Annotated in this window: 13 protein-coding genes; 4 read left to right on the top strand and 9 right to left on the bottom strand. The window is 58.5% G+C overall.

What is annotated here, in order from left to right; genetic code table 11:
• Window positions 1-25 precede the first annotated feature (25 nt).
• The 5 genes from AC2TDJ_RS09985 to AC2TDJ_RS10005 all read right to left on the bottom strand — a co-directional run bounded on the left by AC2TDJ_RS09985 (window position 26) and on the right by AC2TDJ_RS10005 (window position 8,036).
• Window positions 26-766, bottom strand: a complete 741-nt coding sequence (locus AC2TDJ_RS09985; RefSeq protein WP_480841740.1) for a maleate cis-trans isomerase family protein — start codon at window positions 764-766, stop codon at window positions 26-28.
• Window positions 763-1,842, bottom strand: coding sequence for a pyridoxal phosphate-dependent aminotransferase (locus AC2TDJ_RS09990; RefSeq protein WP_480841742.1), 1,080 nt, complete (start codon window positions 1,840-1,842; stop codon window positions 763-765). Before AC2TDJ_RS09990 ends, AC2TDJ_RS09985 begins: the two co-directional genes overlap by 4 nt.
• Window positions 1,839-3,488 carry a hydantoinase B/oxoprolinase family protein gene (locus AC2TDJ_RS09995; RefSeq protein WP_480841744.1) on the bottom strand — a complete coding sequence of 550 codons (1,650 nt, stop codon included), beginning with the start codon at window positions 3,486-3,488 and terminating at the stop codon, window positions 1,839-1,841. Before AC2TDJ_RS09995 ends, AC2TDJ_RS09990 begins: the two co-directional genes overlap by 4 nt.
• Window positions 3,485-5,584, bottom strand: a complete 2,100-nt coding sequence (locus tag AC2TDJ_RS10000) for a hydantoinase/oxoprolinase family protein (RefSeq protein WP_480841746.1) — start codon at window positions 5,582-5,584, stop codon at window positions 3,485-3,487. Before AC2TDJ_RS10000 ends, AC2TDJ_RS09995 begins: the two co-directional genes overlap by 4 nt.
• Before the next feature lie 253 nt (window positions 5,585-5,837).
• Window positions 5,838-8,036 (bottom strand): Tex family protein, encoded by a 2,199-nt coding sequence (locus tag AC2TDJ_RS10005; RefSeq protein ID WP_480841748.1) that lies wholly within the window; start codon window positions 8,034-8,036, stop codon window positions 5,838-5,840.
• 173 nt (window positions 8,037-8,209) lie between these two features.
• On the opposite strand from AC2TDJ_RS10005, the gene AC2TDJ_RS10010 reads away from it, so the two are divergent.
• The 4 genes from AC2TDJ_RS10010 (at window position 8,210) to AC2TDJ_RS10025 (ending at window position 13,950) form a co-directional block, all read left to right on the top strand.
• Window positions 8,210-9,676, top strand: a complete 1,467-nt coding sequence (locus AC2TDJ_RS10010) for a DUF4153 domain-containing protein (RefSeq protein WP_480841749.1) — start codon at window positions 8,210-8,212, stop codon at window positions 9,674-9,676.
• Complete coding sequence (locus AC2TDJ_RS10015) at window positions 9,657-10,334, top strand: response regulator transcription factor (protein ID WP_480841751.1); 678 nt, start codon at window positions 9,657-9,659, stop codon at window positions 10,332-10,334. The genes AC2TDJ_RS10010 and AC2TDJ_RS10015 overlap by 20 nt, the downstream gene beginning before the upstream one ends.
• Entirely contained in the window at window positions 10,322-11,287 is a 966-nt protein-coding gene (locus tag AC2TDJ_RS10020) for a sensor histidine kinase (RefSeq protein WP_480841753.1), read from the top strand. The genes AC2TDJ_RS10015 and AC2TDJ_RS10020 overlap by 13 nt, the downstream gene beginning before the upstream one ends.
• 449 nt (window positions 11,288-11,736) lie before the next feature.
• Window positions 11,737-13,950, top strand: a complete 2,214-nt coding sequence (locus AC2TDJ_RS10025) for an NADP-dependent isocitrate dehydrogenase (protein ID WP_480841755.1) — start codon at window positions 11,737-11,739, stop codon at window positions 13,948-13,950.
• A 404-nt stretch (window positions 13,951-14,354) separates the two neighbouring features.
• Here AC2TDJ_RS10025 and AC2TDJ_RS10030 read toward each other — a convergent pair whose 3' ends face one another.
• Genes AC2TDJ_RS10030 through AC2TDJ_RS10045 form a run of 4 tightly spaced genes read right to left on the bottom strand, consistent with a single transcriptional unit; the run spans window position 14,355 to window position 18,586 of the window.
• Window positions 14,355-15,455: a peptidoglycan-binding protein LysM gene (locus AC2TDJ_RS10030; RefSeq protein ID WP_480841757.1), complete on the bottom strand. Its 1,101-nt coding sequence runs from the start codon at window positions 15,453-15,455 to the stop codon at window positions 14,355-14,357.
• A 46-nt stretch (window positions 15,456-15,501) separates the two neighbouring features.
• Window positions 15,502-16,764: a substrate-binding periplasmic protein gene (locus AC2TDJ_RS10035; protein ID WP_480841759.1), complete on the bottom strand. Its 1,263-nt coding sequence runs from the start codon at window positions 16,762-16,764 to the stop codon at window positions 15,502-15,504.
• Window positions 16,765-16,784: 20 nt separating this feature from the next.
• Window positions 16,785-17,564 (bottom strand): PP2C family protein-serine/threonine phosphatase, encoded by a 780-nt coding sequence (locus AC2TDJ_RS10040; protein ID WP_480841761.1) that lies wholly within the window; start codon window positions 17,562-17,564, stop codon window positions 16,785-16,787.
• Entirely contained in the window at window positions 17,564-18,586 is a 1,023-nt protein-coding gene (locus tag AC2TDJ_RS10045; RefSeq protein WP_480841764.1) for an FHA domain-containing protein, read from the bottom strand. The genes AC2TDJ_RS10040 and AC2TDJ_RS10045 overlap by 1 nt, the downstream gene beginning before the upstream one ends.
• Window positions 18,587-18,600 lie beyond the last annotated feature (14 nt).

Below are 18,600 nucleotides of genomic sequence, written 5' to 3' on the forward strand. Positions count from 1 at the left end.
GTGCAGGACTTCACGTCACCCGCACTCAGTCCCGGTTTGACAAAAGTTGCCCAAATCCCTTGATAGGGTCACGGAGCTCCAAGGCTTCAAGGGCCGCAAAAAGCATCGCCTGATTTGAACTGATTACCGGTTTGCCGAGAGTTTCTTCGAGCCTCTCCAGTGCCTCGACGCTGCGCATGTCGGTGCAGGACAAGACAATAACGTCGGCGTCGGGGTGATCCGCCTTGCGCCCAAGGTCGAACACCGCATCAGGATCAAGCGCGCCTTGTCCGGTATTGTCGAGCGTCTCGGTCACCTCGGAGCGCTGAACGGTTTCAAACCCCAACATCGCCAGAAAGTGCACTGCCATATCGTTGATCGCAGAGACATAGGGAGAGGCAAATCCGATGCGCTTTGCATCCAGTTTGGTGAGCGCGTTTGCAAGAGCCCCCGCGGCCGTAACGGTATGGGCACCGCAACTGGCAGTGATTTTCGCCGCAAGCGCGCGGTCGAATTCCGGGCCGTGCGTCAACGTTGCCGAGGTGCAGCCGTACAGTATCACATCCGGTCTTGCGCCCAGCAAAAGATGCAATGGCTCATCCAGATCGGCGGCTCCAAGTCCGTGCATCTGGTCTGCATCCGGGATTTCATCCCCGTCGTACCCACCCATTCGCCCAAAATGCAGTGACACACCATCGGGTCGCATCAGCACCATGTCGGGTTCGAGGTTGGTGTTTGTAAACGGCACCAGTATGCCCAACCGGGCCCGGCCTCTTGACGCTGTCATTGGGCAGTCTCCTTCCAGTGCTTCAGACCGTTGAGTGCGGCCTCCATCGCGGGCTTCGGGCCGATTGTCATGCGCAGGGTGTTCGGCAGGCCTGCGCCGGATTGGGCACGCAGGAAAATACCCTCTTGCCGAAGCGCCATGTCTGCCGCGGCCGCAGCGTCAGCGCTGCCCATGTCGATCAGAAGAAAATTCGTGAAACTTTGGTAAGTGCGCAAACCTGCATGCCTTAGCTCAGCTTCGGCCCACTCTCGCAGGTCGGCGGTCATGGCGCAGGTCTCACGCATGTACGTATCATCTTGGACGGCCGCCTTGGCCGCAGCCTGCGTCGGAGCCGTGATTGCGTTGGGGTTCAGGACTTTACGCAATTCGGCGGCAATAGCAGGTGGAAAGTACCCCCACCCAACGCGGTAACCCGCCATTCCGTAGGCTTTGGAAAACGTCCGCAGAACCAAAGTGTTTCCGCCCTGAACCATATCAAAGCAGCGCTCTTTCAGATCGTCGGCAAACTCGCCATAAGCTTCGTCGATCACCAACAGGATGTCAGGGCGCAAAGAGTTTCGCAGCCGGATCAGTTCTGTCTTGGATATCCGCGTGCCCGTCGGGTTTCCGGGATTGGCCACAAAGACGATCCCGGTATCCGGGCGAATGCCCTCCAGCAATGCATCAACACTGACGACCGCTTTATCCTCGGGGGCGGTGTCAAATCGGGCGTTCGCCATTTGTGCTGCCGTCCGGAAGAATGGGTAAGCGTGTGCCGGGGCCAAGACCGCACGGTCTTCGCCCGAATAGACCCGGGCAATACACCCGATCAGGTCCAGCGAGCCGTTGCCGCACAGGATCTGCTCAGCCTCGAGCCTGTGCAGTTCCGCCAGTGCATGGCGGAGGTCTGTCCAGTCTGGATCCGGATAGAGGTTTCCTCGACCCAACGTCTCGGTTGCCGCAGCGATGGCCAGTGGGCTGGGCGGGCGCAGGCTTTCATTCTGGGACAGTGAGATCAGCGGTTTTCCAACCGGCGCGGTCAAATCGGCCAGCGCATAGGGCGCCATGTGCGCGATATGGAGGCGGGGCGTCGTCATGAGCATCCTCCGTACACTTGGCGGGAAGCTTTTTCACTGACCAACCCGGCGTCAACATCGTTTTGCAACGCCTCCTGCGCTCGCTCTGATGGGGCGCCGAAACCACCGCCTCCGGGTGTTTCGAAAACGAGGGTTTCGCCTGCACGAATGCGAAACTCCCCTTTACCCGGCAGAGTTTTTCCTTCCGGATCAACCCTGATACAGCCGGGTGCACCGTTCTGGCCGCCATCGCGCCCTTTGGCCGGATTAAGCACCCGCTCAACCGACAGAAACAGCATCAGGTCCTGATCCTTGGACGCGCTGATTTCGATTTGTTGCCCAAGCCCGCCGCGAAACCTACCCGCGCCACCGGAGTCAACGCGCAGTTCCCGTCGGTGAAACAGGACTGGTGAGACTGCCTCGGTCGTTTCGACCTGACTGCCCCAGACGCCACTGGGGAAGGCCGTGGCCGACAGACCATCCAGCGAAGGGCGCGCTCCGGTCCCGCCATTAAAAACCAGCTCGAGCGCGAATAGGTCATCCCCCCGATCCGTGGCCTTGGCGGCATGGCGCAGGGGCAGGTCATACATGCAAGAGGCGCCTTCGGCCGGGACCACCTCGGGCAGGACCTGAGACAGGCACCCATAGACCAGATCAGGCGTCATCTGACCCAGCGTATGCCGCATCGCAACCGGGGCAGGGGGCTGAGCATTGAGGATACAGCCCTTGGGACCCGTAACGCGAAACGGCTCAAGCGAGCCTGCATTGTTTGGTATGTCCGCCCCAATTATGCAGCGCAGTGCAAAGACGGAATAAGCCGTGGCATAGTTCAACGGCACGTTGATCCCCTTGCCAACACAACCGTCTGTTCCGGAGAAATCCAACAGCAGGTGATCGTCGGCAATTGTCAGGGTAGCGTGCAACTCGATTTCGCTCTCATAGCCGTCGACCTTCAACACGTGATGCCACGTGCCGTTTGGCAAAGCTGCGATGGCGTCGAGCGTTCCGCGTCGCGACGTTTCGATGATGTATTCCGACAGGACGCAAAGGTCGCTGATGCCGAATTCGTCCATCATTTGCACAAGCCGATCCGATCCAGCCTCGCAACAGGCGATCAACGCATAGATGTCGCCCTCGTTGGCAATCGGTTCTCGTGAATTGGCCTTTACGATGTCGAGCAGCAAAGCGTTGACCTGGCCCTGACTGACTAGTTTGCAGGGCGGAATCAGCAACCCTTCGTCATAGATATCGCTACCTTCCGGCCCCATACCAAGCCCGCCCAAATCGACCAGATGCGAGGTGCAGGCCGTAAATCCGATCACCCGGTCGCCGTAGAAAACCGGCATCATCAGCAGGAAGTCATTCAGATGCCCTGACGCGATCCATGGATCGTTGGTCATGTAAATATCGCCGGGTTGCATGTCGGGGACCGGAAAGCGATCACGCAGGGTTTTGACCGCTTCGGCCATCGTGTTGATATGGCCGGGGGTGCCGGTGACAGCCTGCGCCAGCATCCGGCCACGCTCGTCGAATATTCCTGCCGAGATGTCACCGCATTCGCGGACGATGGGGCTGAAAGCCGCGCGGATCAGGGCCTGACCCTGTTCCTCGACCACGGCAAGCAACCGGTTCCACATCACCTGAAGACGTGTATCGGACGGTGTCATGTTGCGGCCTCCTTGTCTCGTGTCAGCCAGATATTGCCTTGCCCGTCGATCGTGGCACTGAAATCTGCGCTGATGCAGGTCGTAGTTTGTGCTTCGACGATCAGGGCAGGGCCATTGACTTTGTCCCCGGGCTTTAGATCGTCGCGGTTGAACAATCCGGCCGCGCGCCATGTTCTGGTAACGTCGCACAGAATTTCGCGCGTTTCGCTCGCGTTCCGCAATTTGGTGGCGGGTGTTTCCGCGCGCGGTCGAAGGGCAGGTGCAGCGGATGATACCGACAGTCCCCAGTTCAGGATTTCAATTGTCATGCCGGGAACCGTCCGGCTGAATTGGCGGCTGTATTCGGCTTCGAATGCGGCTTTCAGGTTTGGCAGATCTGCAAGGCTCATTGCGCGATCAGGTAGTCGAATTTCGATCTCATGCCCTTGCCCATGATACCGCATGAACGCGACCCGCCTTTGCGACAGATCTCCGGTTGGCGCCCCGGCGCGAACGACCGCCAAAGCCTCGTTGTACATTGTGTCGAAGAAACTGTTCAGCCCTTTTACATCCAGCGTCTCAAGCCGGGCATATCGAGACCTGATGATCTCATACGAGACCGGCGCGAAAAGAAAGCCGACCGCCGACCCAACGCCAGGATCGCGTGGAATAAGGATCCGGTTCATCCGCGACCGTCGCGCCACCCGGGTGGCGTGCAGAGGACCATTGCCACCGAACGCGATCATGACGCGCTGCTCAAGATCCTTGCCGGATTCGACCGCGTGCATTCGCCCCGCGCTGGCCATGCTTTCGTCTACAATCTCGCTGACCGCAAAGGCGGCTTTGTCAGGCTGCAGGCTTAGGTGGCGCCCGACATCTTCGTTCAAAGCAGATTTAGCAGCGTCACGATCGATCGCCAGCCGCCCCTCGGCAAAGCGCGTTGGTTCTATCAGGCCCTGTGCGATATCGGCGTCGGTAACTGTCGGATGTGTCCCACCTTTGCCAAAGGCAGCAGGGCCCGGATCAGACCCCGCGCTGTGCGGCCCGACCTGAACACGTCCCAGCCGGTCAACGCGGGCAATAGACCCACCGCCTGCGCCGATCTCGATCATCTCGATAACGGGAATTCTGACCGGCATACCCGACCCTTTGATGAAACGTTCGGCACGCGAGATTTCAAATTTTCGGGCGGTCTGCGGGCGAAACTCGTCAATCAGGCACAGCTTGGCCGTCGTGCCGCCCATGTCGAAGGACAGCACTTGGGTCTCGTCGGTTTCCTGCGCGATGCGTGCCGCAAGAATGGCACCGCCCGCAGGTCCGGATTCGACCAGACGAATTGGCAATCGCGCAGCCGTTTCGACCGTCGTCATCCCGCCACCGGCCGTCATCATCAGGATCGGGCAAGCCAGACCTATGTCCCTGAAGCGGTTTTCGAAATCCGCCAGATAGCCCGCCATAAGAGGCTGAATGTAGGCGTTTGCGATTGTGGTGCAAAGGCGATCGAATTCCCGTGCTTCCGGGCTGATTTCGTGACTGAGTGAGATGATCAGTTCTGGCCACTGTTGAGACAAAAGTTCCTTCAGGCGCAGTTCATGCGCAGGGTTTGCATAGGAATGAAGCAGACAGATCGCGACTGCCTCGACCCCCAGTTCACTGAGTTCCTGCGCTAGTGATGAAACCTGCGCTTCGTCCAGCGGCGCCAGTTCGCACCCCTGGGCATCCATACGCCCCCCAATTGTCAGGGCGTGGGTGCGCGGCACAATCAGGTCGGGCTTGACCAGATTGATCGCATACTGGCTGTACCGACGTTCATAAGCGATTTCCAGAATGTCCCGAAAGCCCTGCGTCGTGATTGTTGCGGTTATCGCTCCTCGACGCTCGATCAGCGCGTTGGTGGCAAGGGTGGTTCCGTGGATCAGGCCGGTGACCTGATCCCAATGTGCGCCTGCGCTGGCAAGCACCCGGCTTGCGCCCTCCAATGCGCCTACGGCGGGCTGATGCGGGGTTGTCGGCGTTTTTGTCGTTGCCACAATTTCCGAGGCGTTGTTCATCAGCACGGTGTCGGTGAACGTGCCGCCAATATCGATTGCCATGCGCAATCCATGTGTCTGTGTCATGTGGTATCTGGTGCTGGAAGAAGAATTCAGGCCCGAAGGCGGCTCTGGCGCAAGCGCGCTAGGACCCTCGGGTCAGGCGACGAGATCGCACCCGGTCTGACGACGCATCATGGGCTGAACGGAACTGACGTGCACAACCACTGGCCTTCCTGCTGTGATCCCGGCGATACTGGGATAGCGGATGGCCTTGCGTCAATACTTGTTTTCGAGAAACAGATAGCCCCGCAAATGTTGAGGCCTGCGTTAGGTCGGCTCAGGAGAACTTGCCCCGTTTTCCGGTATGGCCCCCTGTAGCACCGCCATCTTTTCGCATCGTCAACCCAATGCGCTTGCGTTGGACGTCAACTTCAACCACTCGTACTTTGACGACCTGGCCCGCTTTGACCACGTCATGCGGATCTTTCACGAACCTGTCGGCGAGCTGACTGATGTGGACAAGACCGTCCTGATGCACACCAATATCCACGAACGCACCAAACGCGGCGACGTTTGTAACTGTACCTTCCAGTGACATCCCCGGCTTCAGATCGGTAATCTCTTCCACCCCGTCCGCAAATGACGCGGTTACGAAACTCGGGCGAGGGTCACGGCCCGGTTTTTCAAGTTCGGTAAAGATATCACGGATGGTTGGAAGGCCGAACCTGTCATCCACGAACTGCTCGGCACGCAACCGTTTCAGGACGCCTTCCTGGCCCATGATCTGTCGGATGTCGCGTCCGCAGGCCGCGACCACGCGGCGGGCCACGTCATACGCCTCGGGGTGAACAGAGGATGCGTCCAGTGGTTCAGAACCGTCCCGAATGCGCAAGAACCCAGCGCATTGCTCAAAGGCGCGGGGACCAAGGCGCGCAACTTTCATCAGATCTTTTCGAGATTCAAAAGCGCCATTCACATCGCGATGCATCACGATTGCCTCGGCCAGCCCTGGCCCTAGCCCGGAAACATGGGACAGCAGTGGCGCTGACGCAGTGTTGAGGTCGACGCCCACGGCGTTGACCACATCTTCGATGACCGCCTCCAGCGATTGCGACAAACGGTGCTGGTCCACGTCGTGCTGGTACTGGCCGACGCCAATGCTTTTGGGCTCGATCTTCACCAGTTCCGCGAGGGGGTCCTGCAGGCGCCGCGCAATGGAAACCGCCCCGCGCAGGGAAACGTCAAGATCGGGAAACTCGCGCGCCGCCAGTTCCGAGGCTGAATAGACCGAAGCTCCGGCCTCGGACACGACTACCTTTGTCGGGGTCTTTACTGTTTTGGGCAACAGCTTGAGCGTATCGGCGACAAAGCGCTCTGTCTCACGGCTGGCGGTTCCGTTTCCGATGGCGACCAGCTCGATGTTATGGGTTGTGATCAGCCGGTAAATCGTGTCCTGAGCGCCGCGCAGGTCGTTCTTGGGTTGAAAGGGGTAGAGTGTATCGGTCGCAAGCACCTTGCCCGTCGCGTCAACGACCGCTGCTTTCACACCAGTACGAATGCCGGGATCAAGGCCCAGCGTTGCCCGGGCCCCGGCAGGTGCCGACAACAGCAAATCCTTGAGGTTACGCGAAAATACCTGAATGGCTTCCTCCTGAGCGCGGGCGCGCAGATCGGCCATCAACTCGACCATCATCGACAAGGAAAGCTTCACCCGCCACGTCCAGCCCGCGACTTTGCGCAACCAGGCATCACCTGGCCCATCACCGCGCGTATCCAAATGCGCGGCAACAATCGTCTCGGCCCGGGCCGCCCCGGATTCGGGATTGGGGGCAATATCCAGCGTCACGATCCCCTCTTTCGAGGCGCGCAGCATAGCCAGTGCCCGGTGCGACGGGACCGAGGACCACAGTTCGGAGTGATCAAAATAGTCGCTGAACTTGGCACCTTCCTGCTGTTTCCCGTCGATCACCTTGGCGCTCAGCAGGGCTTCGCTTTGCATGAACTCGCGCAATTCGCCAAGCAAGGTCGCATCCTCTGTCAGACGTTCGGTGATAATGTCCCGTGCGCCGTTCAGGGCGTCTTTTATAGTCGGAACCGCTTCGGTTACATAGCCCTCGGCCAGCGTTTCGGGCTTTGCCGTTCGGTCGGCCAGAACGGATTCCGCCAAAGGTTCGAGACCATTTTCGCGCGCGATCATCGCCTTGGTGCGGCGCTTTGGCTTGAACGGCAGGTAGATGTCTTCCAACTGCGCCTTGGTATCCGCCTGCGCGATGGACTTCGCCAAATCATCAGTCAGCTTTCCCTGATCTTTGATTGACCCAAGGATGGACTCGCGCCGGGCCTCAAGCTCACGCAGATAAGTCAATCGATCCGCCAGAATCCTTAGCTGGGAATCATCCAGCCCGCCGGTCACCTCTTTGCGGTATCGGGCAACAAAGGGAACTGTTGCCCCGTTATCCAACAGTTTGACCGCTGCACCCACCTGCTCGGGGCGGGCTTTGATTTCCGTGGCGATGGTGCTGGCGATGCGATCCAAAGGGGGCCTCCGTGCATTCGGTTGGAGGGCTGTTCTAGCCAGAGGCGCTGCCAAGGGAAAGAGCCCTCAGTCACCAAAACGGCGGTCTGCACAGATTCTGCACGTTCTCTGCGCAAGCATCTGCACCCGTTCAGGGCACACGGAACTTGCACAAAAAACTCGGAGCAAAACTAATGGGACAGTTTGTCGTACGGGGAATTCCCGGCTCTATTCTGCAGGACAGCTGGTGGCTGGACACGCCTGACGCGGCGCCGGACAGGACGTCGCGTGTGAAAGGGCGCCGTTGGCGACAGGCACTGGGGGCTTTGGTGGTACTTGTGGCCTTGGCCGACGTCCTTTTTCTGGATCACCCTCCCGGCGTGTCACTGGCCGTATTCGCTGTGGCCGTCGCGGCGGCGGTTTGCATGCAGTTGGGGTGGCACAAAAATCTGGCAGGCCCGGCGCTGTTGCTGATTTTCAGCCTTTTGCCTGTGATCGAGTATGTACAGGCGTTGTCTGTCACGTTCCTTATCGCGGGATCATCGGTCGCCTTGTGTTGGGCAGTGCTGGGGAATTGGGATGGAGCTTCGTTGCGTCGGTTTTTAGGGTTGTACCCGGTACTGTCCGTCTTTCAGGTGGTCGAACTCGCGCGGCATGGCAAGACCGCCACGATGACAAATGGCTTCGGGCTAAGGCTCTTGCGCAGTTGGGGGTTTCCAGTTGGTGGGTCGCTGGTTCTCGCCGCGTTGATGATCTCGGCCAATCCGGTATTGTCCGATTGGGCAGATCGGTTCTGGCGGTTTGATATCCGCCTTGATCGCCTGTTGTTTTGGTTGGGCACGGCGTTTCTGATTTGGCCGGTATTGGCCGTCGCGACACAGCCCGCTTTGCTGCGCGCCAAACAAGGGCCACGGCGAAAACGGTCCCTGCCTTCTTTTGGACTGAATGCGCAATCCGTAGCGAACGCCCTGATCCTGTTCAACCTGTTGCTGTCTGTACAGACGCTGATGGATGCCGTGTACCTCTGGGGCGACGCCGACTTACCGACAGGCATGAGTTACGCGGAATATGCCCATCGCGGCGCCTACCCTTTGTTGGTGACCGCGCTTCTGGCCGGTGCCTTTGCCCTGGCCGCGCGCCCTTTTCTGGAAGAAGGCAAAGGTCTGCGCGGCTGGATGATGATGTGGCTCGGGCAAAACGTATTATTGGTGCTGTCCTCGCTGCTTCGGTTGTCGCTTTATGTCGACGCATACGGTCTGACGTATCTGCGTGTCCACGCGGCCATCTGGATGGCCCTTGTTGCGGCCGGGCTCTGCCTGACCGGCTGGCAAATTCTACGCGGTCGCTCGAACAAGTGGTTGCTCTTACGGACGACGGGACTGGGGCTGGCGGTGCTCTATGCATGCAGTTTTGTCAATTTTGCCGCCCTGATTGCGCGGGAAAACCTGCGCCATTCAGAACTCTATGATGAATACTATGTCTGTCAGCTTGGCCCGATGGCCGCCACCGAGATCGAGGCCTCTCCACGCCCGACGGGATGCCCGGCAATCGCGCCACATATCGGCGATTGGCGGGAATGGGGGTTTCGCGCGCATCGGGTGAATCGTAGTCTGGACATCGAAACCAGGCAGGAGGCAGGTCATGAAAGTTCTCGTCGTTGATGACGACCCGCGCCTGCGCGAGCTTGTGTCGATTACACTGGAGCGAGCAGGTTATCAGGTATTTACAGCACGCGACGGTCAAAAGGCCCTGACCCATGCACTCCGCGAAGCACCTGCTTTGGTGGTTCTGGACGTCGGACTACCCGAGCTCGATGGGCTGGAGGTCTGCCGTCGTCTGCGTGCGCGATCCGATGTGCCGATCCTGTTTCTGACGGCCCGCGATGATGAGATTGACCGGATACTCGGCCTGGAGCTGGGTGCTGACGATTACGTCACCAAGCCCTTCAGCCCAAGGGAACTGGTCGCGCGGATCAAGGCGATTTTGAAACGCAGTTCTGCGCAGGGTTTAGAACCGGTTCTGCGGCATGGCCCCTTGGAACTGGACGTGGCAGGTCACTCCGCACGTGTGGAAGGCGCACCGCTCGCTCTGACTGCGACCGAATTGTCCATTCTGCACCGTCTGATGCAAACACCACAGGCCATCGTTTCACGCCCGCAGCTAATCGACGCGATCTATGGCGCCGGCAGTTCGGTTGCAGATCGAACTCTCGACAGCCACTTGCGCAATTTGCGACGCAAGCTGGGCGAACAAGGTTGGGTCGGTGCGATTGACACCGTACACGGGATCGGTCTGCGGATGGGGCAATGGCAAGGGTGAAACGCAAATGGCGGCCCTCTCTGGGGTTTGTACTGGGCGGTGGTTTGGCGGGTACCCTGATCCTGTCGCTGATGGGGCTAGTCGCGCTGCGTTATCTGGGACCCGAGATCGGATATCGCAACGCAGCAACTTTGCTGGCGGTTCTGATCGGTCTGGCAACCGCTGCACTGGGTTTTCTTCTGGTGCGGCTGTTGCTGCGCCCCATTACGGCATTGGCTCTGTATTCAGCTGCAGTTCAAAGAGGAGAACACGCCGCCCCACCCGATCACTATGGCACACAGGAATTGACCCGGCTGGCGGGATCAGTCCTCGACATGGCTGAAACGTTGCAACGACGCGAAGCTTCTATCCGAAGTTTCGCCGACCATGTCACGCATGAGCTGAAAACCCCCGTCACAGCCATTCGCGCGGCAGGTGAGTTGTTGCAGGACTCCGATACGCTAAGCAATGAGGATCGCGCGCTGCTGGATCAGCTTCTAGGTGCCGGCGATCAGATGCAGAACCAGTTGAGCGCGCTGAACCGGGTCGCGGCAGCACGCTCTCCGGATCATCACGGAACATGCCGGCTTTTCGATCTGGCCCCGGATCTGCGCGCAAGTTACCCCGAGCTGGATTTGGTGATCGAAGGCGGCGAACAAGACTTGCCGTTGGCGGTCTCAGGACTTCGAGTTGTTTTGCAGCAACTGTTGGACAACGCCCGCCGGCACGGAGCCAAAAGTGTGATCCTGACATCAACTCCAAAAAACCTGACGGTCATGGACGACGGTCCCGGCGTGTCCGAGGGCAACCGCAATCGCATTTTCTCACCCTTCTTCACAACGGCCCGCGAGGAAGGCGGCACAGGCATGGGCCTGACTATCGCCGCAAACCTTTTGGGCGCGCACGGAGGCCGGATTGCTCTGGTCCCGTCCGAAACGGGAGCGCGGTTTGAGATCGTGTTTCCGATGGGGTGAGCGGACATTCTTGAACGGCCCAGGGGTGGATAGTAAGCGTTGGATCAATCTTGATTTGCTGTGCCTAAACAGGCCCATGCGGCATCAAGCACTGATATCGACAAGGCTATTGCGGCCTTCGCTGAATGCATCCGAACCAGGATGGGTACGAATACTTAGTGACATACGGTGTTGAAATCCAAGACTTATGCCCCTGTGCCGTCAGTACCCTGCAAGATACTATTTTAGGAAAAAACGGCTTTCAAAATGCCTGGGCTGCGCACAACCCGTGTCAATATGCGCGCCTATATACGATTGATCCCGGGCCAATCCTGATTTATGGGAGGCCCTGTCAAATCAGAGTCACCCGTGGGGCTTCATCGTCCCGTTACGGCTCGGTGCCAGTTTTGGACTGTGGCACACACTCTTGGATCGCACGCCCCTGAAAGGCTTCAAAAAGGTAAGGGAATATGGCAGAAAAATCGAACTTCGATATATTGTATACCATTGTAGACGAAGCGCCGGAGCTGGCGAGCGCCTCGTTCCTGCCCATCATCCGCAAGTTTGCCTCGGCGGCGGGTGTCAGCGTTGGCACCAAGGATATTTCGCTGGCAGGCCGCATTCTGGCGACATTCCCTGAAAACCTGACCGACGACCAGCGCATCACCGATGATCTGGCCGCCTTGGGTGAGTTGGTTAAGACACCGGATGCCAATGTGATCAAGCTGCCGAACATCTCGGCCTCGGTCCCGCAACTGGTCGCTGCCATCGAAGAACTGCAGTCGCAGGGATATGACATTCCGAACTATCCTGAAGAGCCCTCGACCGATGAAGAGGAAGCGATCCGCGCACGGTATGATGCCATCAAAGGGTCGGCCGTGAACCCGGTTCTTCGCGAGGGTAACAGCGACCGCCGCGCGGCGCGAGCTGTAAAAAACTATGCCCAGAAGAACCCGCATTCGATGGGGGAATGGTCCGCGACGAGCCGGACCAAAGTGTCATCCATGCCCGGCAGCGATTTCTACGCGAATGAAAAATCAGCCACTATTACTGCTGCTCAGGCCGGTGACGCAAAGATCGAGTTCGTCGGCAAGGACGGCAATGTGACCCTTCTGAAGGACGGTTGGTCGCTGGACGAAGGCACCGTGGCGGACGCGACCTTCATGTCGGTCAAGGCTCTGTCTTCCTTCCTGGCAGACGCCATCGAGGACACAAAGAAAGACGGCACCATGTTTTCGTTGCACATGAAAGCAACCATGATGAAGGTATCGGACCCGATCATCTTCGGCTATGCCGTCAAGGCGTGGTTGGCTCCTGTCTTTGAGAAATTCGGCGCTGAACTGGATGCTTTGGGCGTAAACCCGAACTCAGGCATGGGTGACCTGCTTGAACGTGTCAAAGACAATGCTGACATCATGGCGGCCATAAATGCGATCAAGGCAGATCGTCCATCCATGTACATGGTTGACAGCGACAAGGGTATCACCAACCTACACGTGCCGTCGGACGTCATCATCGACGCCTCGATGCCCGCCGTGATCCGCGCGGGCGGCAAGGGCTGGGATGAAGCCGGCGCCAAGGGCGACACCAACTGTGTGATCCCCGACCGCTGCTATGCGCCGGTTTATGACGAGACCATCAAGTTCTTCAAAGCCAATGGCGCTCTGAACCCGGCCACCGTGGGGGCCGTCGCCAATGTCGGCCTGATGGCGCAAAAGGCCGAGGAGTATGGTTCACATCCCACCACATTCCAGGCACCGGCTGATGGCACTATCCGCATCGTTCTGGCAAACGGCGACGTGTTGCATTCCCATGACGTCGAAAAGGGCGATATCTGGCGTTCCTGCACAGTGAAGAAAGCACCGATCGAGAATTGGATCCAACTGGCGATGGACCGTCAGCGCCTGACCGGTTCCGAAGCGATCTTCTGGCTGGACGCAAACCGCGCGCACGACGCGGAACTGATCAAATACGTCAAACCAGTGCTCGAAGCGGCAGGAGTTGCGGACAAGTTCCTGATCATGGCGCCACGCGAAGCGACCCGTCAGACGCTGGAGACTATCACTGCCGGCAAGGACAGCATCGCCATCACCGGCAACGTGCTGCGGGACTACCTGACCGATCTGTTCCCGATCCTTGAACTGGGCACTTCGGCAAAAATGCTGTCCATCGTCAAGCTGATGAATGGCGGCGGCCTGTTCGAAACCGGCGCCGGCGGTTCAGCCCCGAAACACGTTCAGCAGCTGGTTGAAGAAAACCACCTGCGTTGGGATTCGATGGGCGAGTTCTGCGCGCTTGGTGAATCGCTGAATTTCCTGGCCGACAGCAAAGGCAATCCCAAGGCTGGTGTTCTGGGTGCGGCAGCCGAGGCCGCAACACAAGGCATACTGGACAACAACAAGTCGCCCAGCCGGAAAGTCGGTCAGCCAGATAACCGCGATAGCCACTACTGGTTTGCGCGCTATTGGGCCGAAGCTCTGGCGACACAAACAGACGACGCAGAGCTCGCTGCGGAGTTTGCACCGGTTGCCAAGGAACTGGCCGACAAGGAAGGTCAGATCCTGTCCGAACTGGCGGCGGCGCAGGGCGCGCCTGCCGATCTGGGCGGGTATTATCACACCGATCCGGTCAAGGCCGCAGCCGTCATGCGCCCGAGTGCGACGCTGAACGCAATTATCGACTGATGGTGTTGGGGTCGGGCCCTGCGGGCCTGACCCATTGTCCAGCGGTGTCAGAAACAAGCGGACCGGTCGCCAGGCCGGTTTTTTTGTCCCAGAAACTAAGAAAGGGGCCGGCCCCCATGCCCGCCCCTTTCTGAGTGAGTGGTGTGGCTTGCGCCTCACCGGTGTAGTTGAGTTTATCCTACCTTGAATACTCGCCCTGAATATTGGGGGATTCCCGTAGTAAGTCCGTTTTTTTGCTCACATACCGCGCATTTTAGATGATTTGTACATACAAACGTTGAATTAGCTGCACTTGACCAGAGAGGTGGTCCACGAGGCAATGCCGACGGTGTGAGAAACTGCTCGCAATTGTAGAAAAAAGGGCTGGTCGGATGACCAGCCCAGTGCCCAGGTGAACCGAGGGATCAGTTCGACGCTGCGTTCAGTTTTTCATTTTGTTCGCGAAGAGTGTCCGAGATAATCGCGTACCATTCGCCGGACTCGCGCATCTCATTCAAACCTTTGTTCATCATCGCGATGTACTCACGTGCAAAGGGGTTGGTGCGGTGCGCGAGGAAGCTCATGGACGACAAAGTGGATACGTACGGGTTTTCGACAATGTCCGACGAAGTCAAACCCATGTCCTTCATTGTGGATGCGAAAAGCTCAACTTCAAACGCCGCAACATCCGCTGTGCCGGTCAATACGGCGTCGAGGCACTCACGAGCCGAATTGGGTTGAACAACCGTTGTGTTTGTGCGGTTCAGCCCGACTTCTTCAAGCACAACCATGCTCCATCCGGTCATACGGCAAATGGTTGCGCCTTCGAAGTCAGCGAATTCTGTCGCCGTGGCGAATTCGTTCTCCGGCAAGGTAAAGAAGCCACCGACGACGTCATAAACCGGAACCGAAGCAACAAACTGAGTGCATCGGGCTTCAGTTTCTGCAGACCACTCATAGGAGCGGTTGGTACAATCCGGTACAGTCCATGCGATAGAAATATCGAAGGCACCAAGTGGCAGCAGAGTGTCTAGGTGCGAACTCCAGTCGTCGACAAAACTGACCGAGTAATCGCGGCTATTGCCGGCACGCTGAAGACTGGTCGTAGCCAAACGGGTCATGATGCCGCCACCACTCAGCGCTTCAGTTGTAAACGGCTCCCAACCATTACCAGCTACCATCTTGATCGGCGGCGCGTATACATTTGAGCGCTTGATGCTGGCTGCGCGCTTTTCTTCCGCTGCAATTAATTCCTGCGCGCTCTGGCCGTTGGGCAGGCTACCATCCTCACAGGGCAGGGCCAGAACCAGACCGGGTTCCAACACGCCCGGGTTCGAAATAATGTTCCGGTTTGCGTTAAAGATCGGCTGATAGTTTGACGTTCCATAAGCCGCGATCGCGATAGTTGCCAATGTGTCACCGTCTGTCACGGTGTAATTCGTACAGGCCTCTTGCGCGGCGGCGGCCCCAGCGCTCACGGCGGTGAAGGCAACGACCGACATCGCGATTTTCTTCAGATCAAACATTTTCCACTTCCTCCAGTGATTTGTGTTGTCAGGCTTCTTCGGAGCCTTATCCATTTTCCATTTGATGACGCAGGGCTGTGGACACGATGTCCCGCCATTCGCCAGATTGCTGCATGATCGCCAGACCCTGATTCAGCGTCTCGAGGATCGCTTCCCCATCAGGATTATCTTTGTGGGTCATGACGTTAAGCGACTTGATCGCCGCCAGGTTGGGGTTTTCGATGATTTGGTGCTCGTATCCGAGGCGGTTGATGGCTTCGACGGCCAGATGCGCTTCGATCGCGACGATATCGGCCTTTCCTTCCATGACCGCGTGAAAACAGTCGTCCGGGGACACCGGTCGCATCAGGGTTACGACGGGTTCATAGAGGCTAACCGCGTTCATATGAGACAGAGACCAGCCTTCTGGACGGCAGATCGTTGCACCGGCAAAATCTGCATAGGTCAGCGTATCAACATAGCCTGAGCCGTCGCGCGCAAAGAACGTGTCCACAACTTCGTAGAACGGGTTCGAAAAGTTGTAGGTCTCGCACCGGCTGCGATCGGAATCGGACAGGGCTTCGGCCGCCTCGCATTCTGGGCGAGACCAAGGGAAAGTCGCATCAAAGGCCAGCGTCGGCATCAACAGGTCCAGATGGGAAGACCAATCGTTGACGAACTGGATTTTGTAACCTTGTTCCGGAGCTGCCCGCAGGAAGGCTGTTTCCACCAACTCGGTGTAAAGGCCGCGCTGAGGCAAGTTCTCATCGGTAAACGGGGCATAGTTGCCACCGGTAATCAAAAGCAGCTGGCGGTCGCGAATTTCCGGGCGTTCACCGTCATCTGCATTGCGGATCAGCGCTGCGCCTTCTGCCCGGGCGGCTTCGATCTCCTGCTTGGCCGCGGCCCTGGCGGCAAGCACAGCCTCTTCGCTTGCCTTCTTGGCTTCCGCTTCGGCCTCGGCTACCCGGGCTTCCGCCTCGGCGATGGCTCTTTCTGCCCGTTCCTCAGCGGCCTTGACCAGTTCGGCGGCCATTTCCGCAGCCATGCGGCCGGCTTCGGTGTCCGGCAGCTCGGGTGCGCGCCCAATCTCATCGAGGCAAGGGAAGGTCAGAACATCGCCAACACGAATGATGTTCGGGTTCGAGCCGATTATGTCGCGGTTCGCGTCGAAGATAATCCGGTAATCTTCGGTTGCGTAGACGGCAATCGCCAGTTCTCTCAGGCTGTCGCCGCGCTGAATCTCATAGGTCGAGCACGCTTCCTGCGCCGAGGCTGTACCCGTCGCGGCCGCAAGGGCCAGGCTGGATATGATCAGATGTTTTCTCATGGGTCCTGTTGCTTTGCCTTTTATGGTTTCGCCGGTTTGACCACGGCGATTGAGATGTTGTCCTGATCCGGATCGCCCTTCGCCTGCAACGCTTGCAGCAGGGCATCAGCGATATCGCGAGCCGGGGATTGAACGTGGATGCGCATAACGGTCTCGATCTCGGCGTTGCTGAGATATTGAAGACCGTCACTGCCCAGGATCAGTATGTCAGCCGGTCGCAGAGCAAGGGGCTGTTCGGGGCAATCTACTTTGGGAATTGACGCGCCCATGATGACTGAAGTCAGCTGATTGCGGTCCGGGTGTTCCATGGCTTCGTTCTTGGACAAGATGCCGTCGGCAACTTTCGCGTCGATCACCGGCGCCATCGAGTGGTCTTCATTGATCTGCGTCAGTCTGCTGTCGCGGAACAAATACAACGGGCTATCGCCGATCGATATCCAGAATACCCGGCGACCCAGCATCAGCATGCCCAGCAAGGTGGACCCCAGATTGATCCCGTGTTCTTCGCCATGGGTCGCCACGGCAGCGTTGGCCTGCATTGCCGCCAACGGAAGGGCGTCGAGCAGATCACCCTCTACAAGGTCCGGCCCATTGATCTGAACGTCCATCGCGTCTCGCCATGCAGAAATGACCAGGTCTGACGCGATATCTCCTGCATCATGACCGCCCATGCCATCGGCGACTACGACATATCCCGCGCTGGCCGAGTCCGAAACCCGGGCTGCAATCGCGTCTTCCTGCGCATCGCGCTGACCCTGATTCAGAATCAGGGCGATGTCATATGCAGGGGTCGCCAGCATTAGTCGGCATCCCGCCAGTCAAAGCCGTCGTCACAGAAGGCGGTGAACCGGATCGAGGTTTCGCTGATGCGGATCACATCGCCATTGGACAGGGCTACGGTGCTGAGGACAGGTTTGCCGTTCAGGCGCACGAGATTGGCCTTGCCGCCGTGACCGAGGTAGCATTTGCGATCCTCAGGGTCATAGGCGATCACGGCATGGTTGCTGCGCGAAATTCCGGTGTCGCCAAAATCCAGTTGAATGGCCTGATCGTCATTGCGACCGATCTGCATCAGGCCTTCGGTCAGCGTGACGCATGAACCACGGCCCGGCCCGGCAGTCACTACCAGCCATCCCACGGGGTAGGTTTGCTGAGTGGTTTCGGTTTTGGCAACAGGCTCCGATGTTTCCATCATCTCCTGAACATGCGTGTCAGCACGCTCAAAACCCAGGAAGGTCGTCTTCACGCGGGAACGGCGATCCGTAGCAGGCGCCGGTGCCGGTTGCTCGGAAGCAACCGAGACTGGTTCCGGGGTCACTTCAGCGACGGGTTCAGGCGCCGGTTCCGGAGCGGGTTCAGGGGTGATCTCATCGGCCACGACTGTTTCGGCAGGTGCTTCAGACTCCTCCTCCTCAGGCTCGGTGGCGGCGCCCGCGACCGCGGACAGCATGTCTTCCTCTGTGTCCGACGAGGCAGTTGAACTCAAATGCAAAGTGACGATCTGATCCTCGTCCTTTTCCGCCTCTTCCGCCGGGGCTTCGGCTTCGACCTCTTCAATATCGGTCTCTGCCTCTGCCTCAACCTCATCGCCTTCGGCAAATTCGGGCATCTTTTCTTCGGGGATCAGTTCATCTGCTTCTTCATAAGTCTCTGCAGCCGTATCACCGCCACCCAATGCCTGACGTAACGCCGCGAAATCCGCAATCGGAGCAGGCTTTTCAGCCTCTTCGGTTTCGACGGCACTGGTTTCCGCGTTGTCTTCGTCTTTGTGTTTACCGGCACCTTCGAGAAGCCGGCTGAGAGGGCTTTTGTATTTGAACATGGTGTCGACACCTT

The sequence above is a fragment of the Ruegeria sp. HKCCD6647-2 genome (assembly GCF_057221075.1).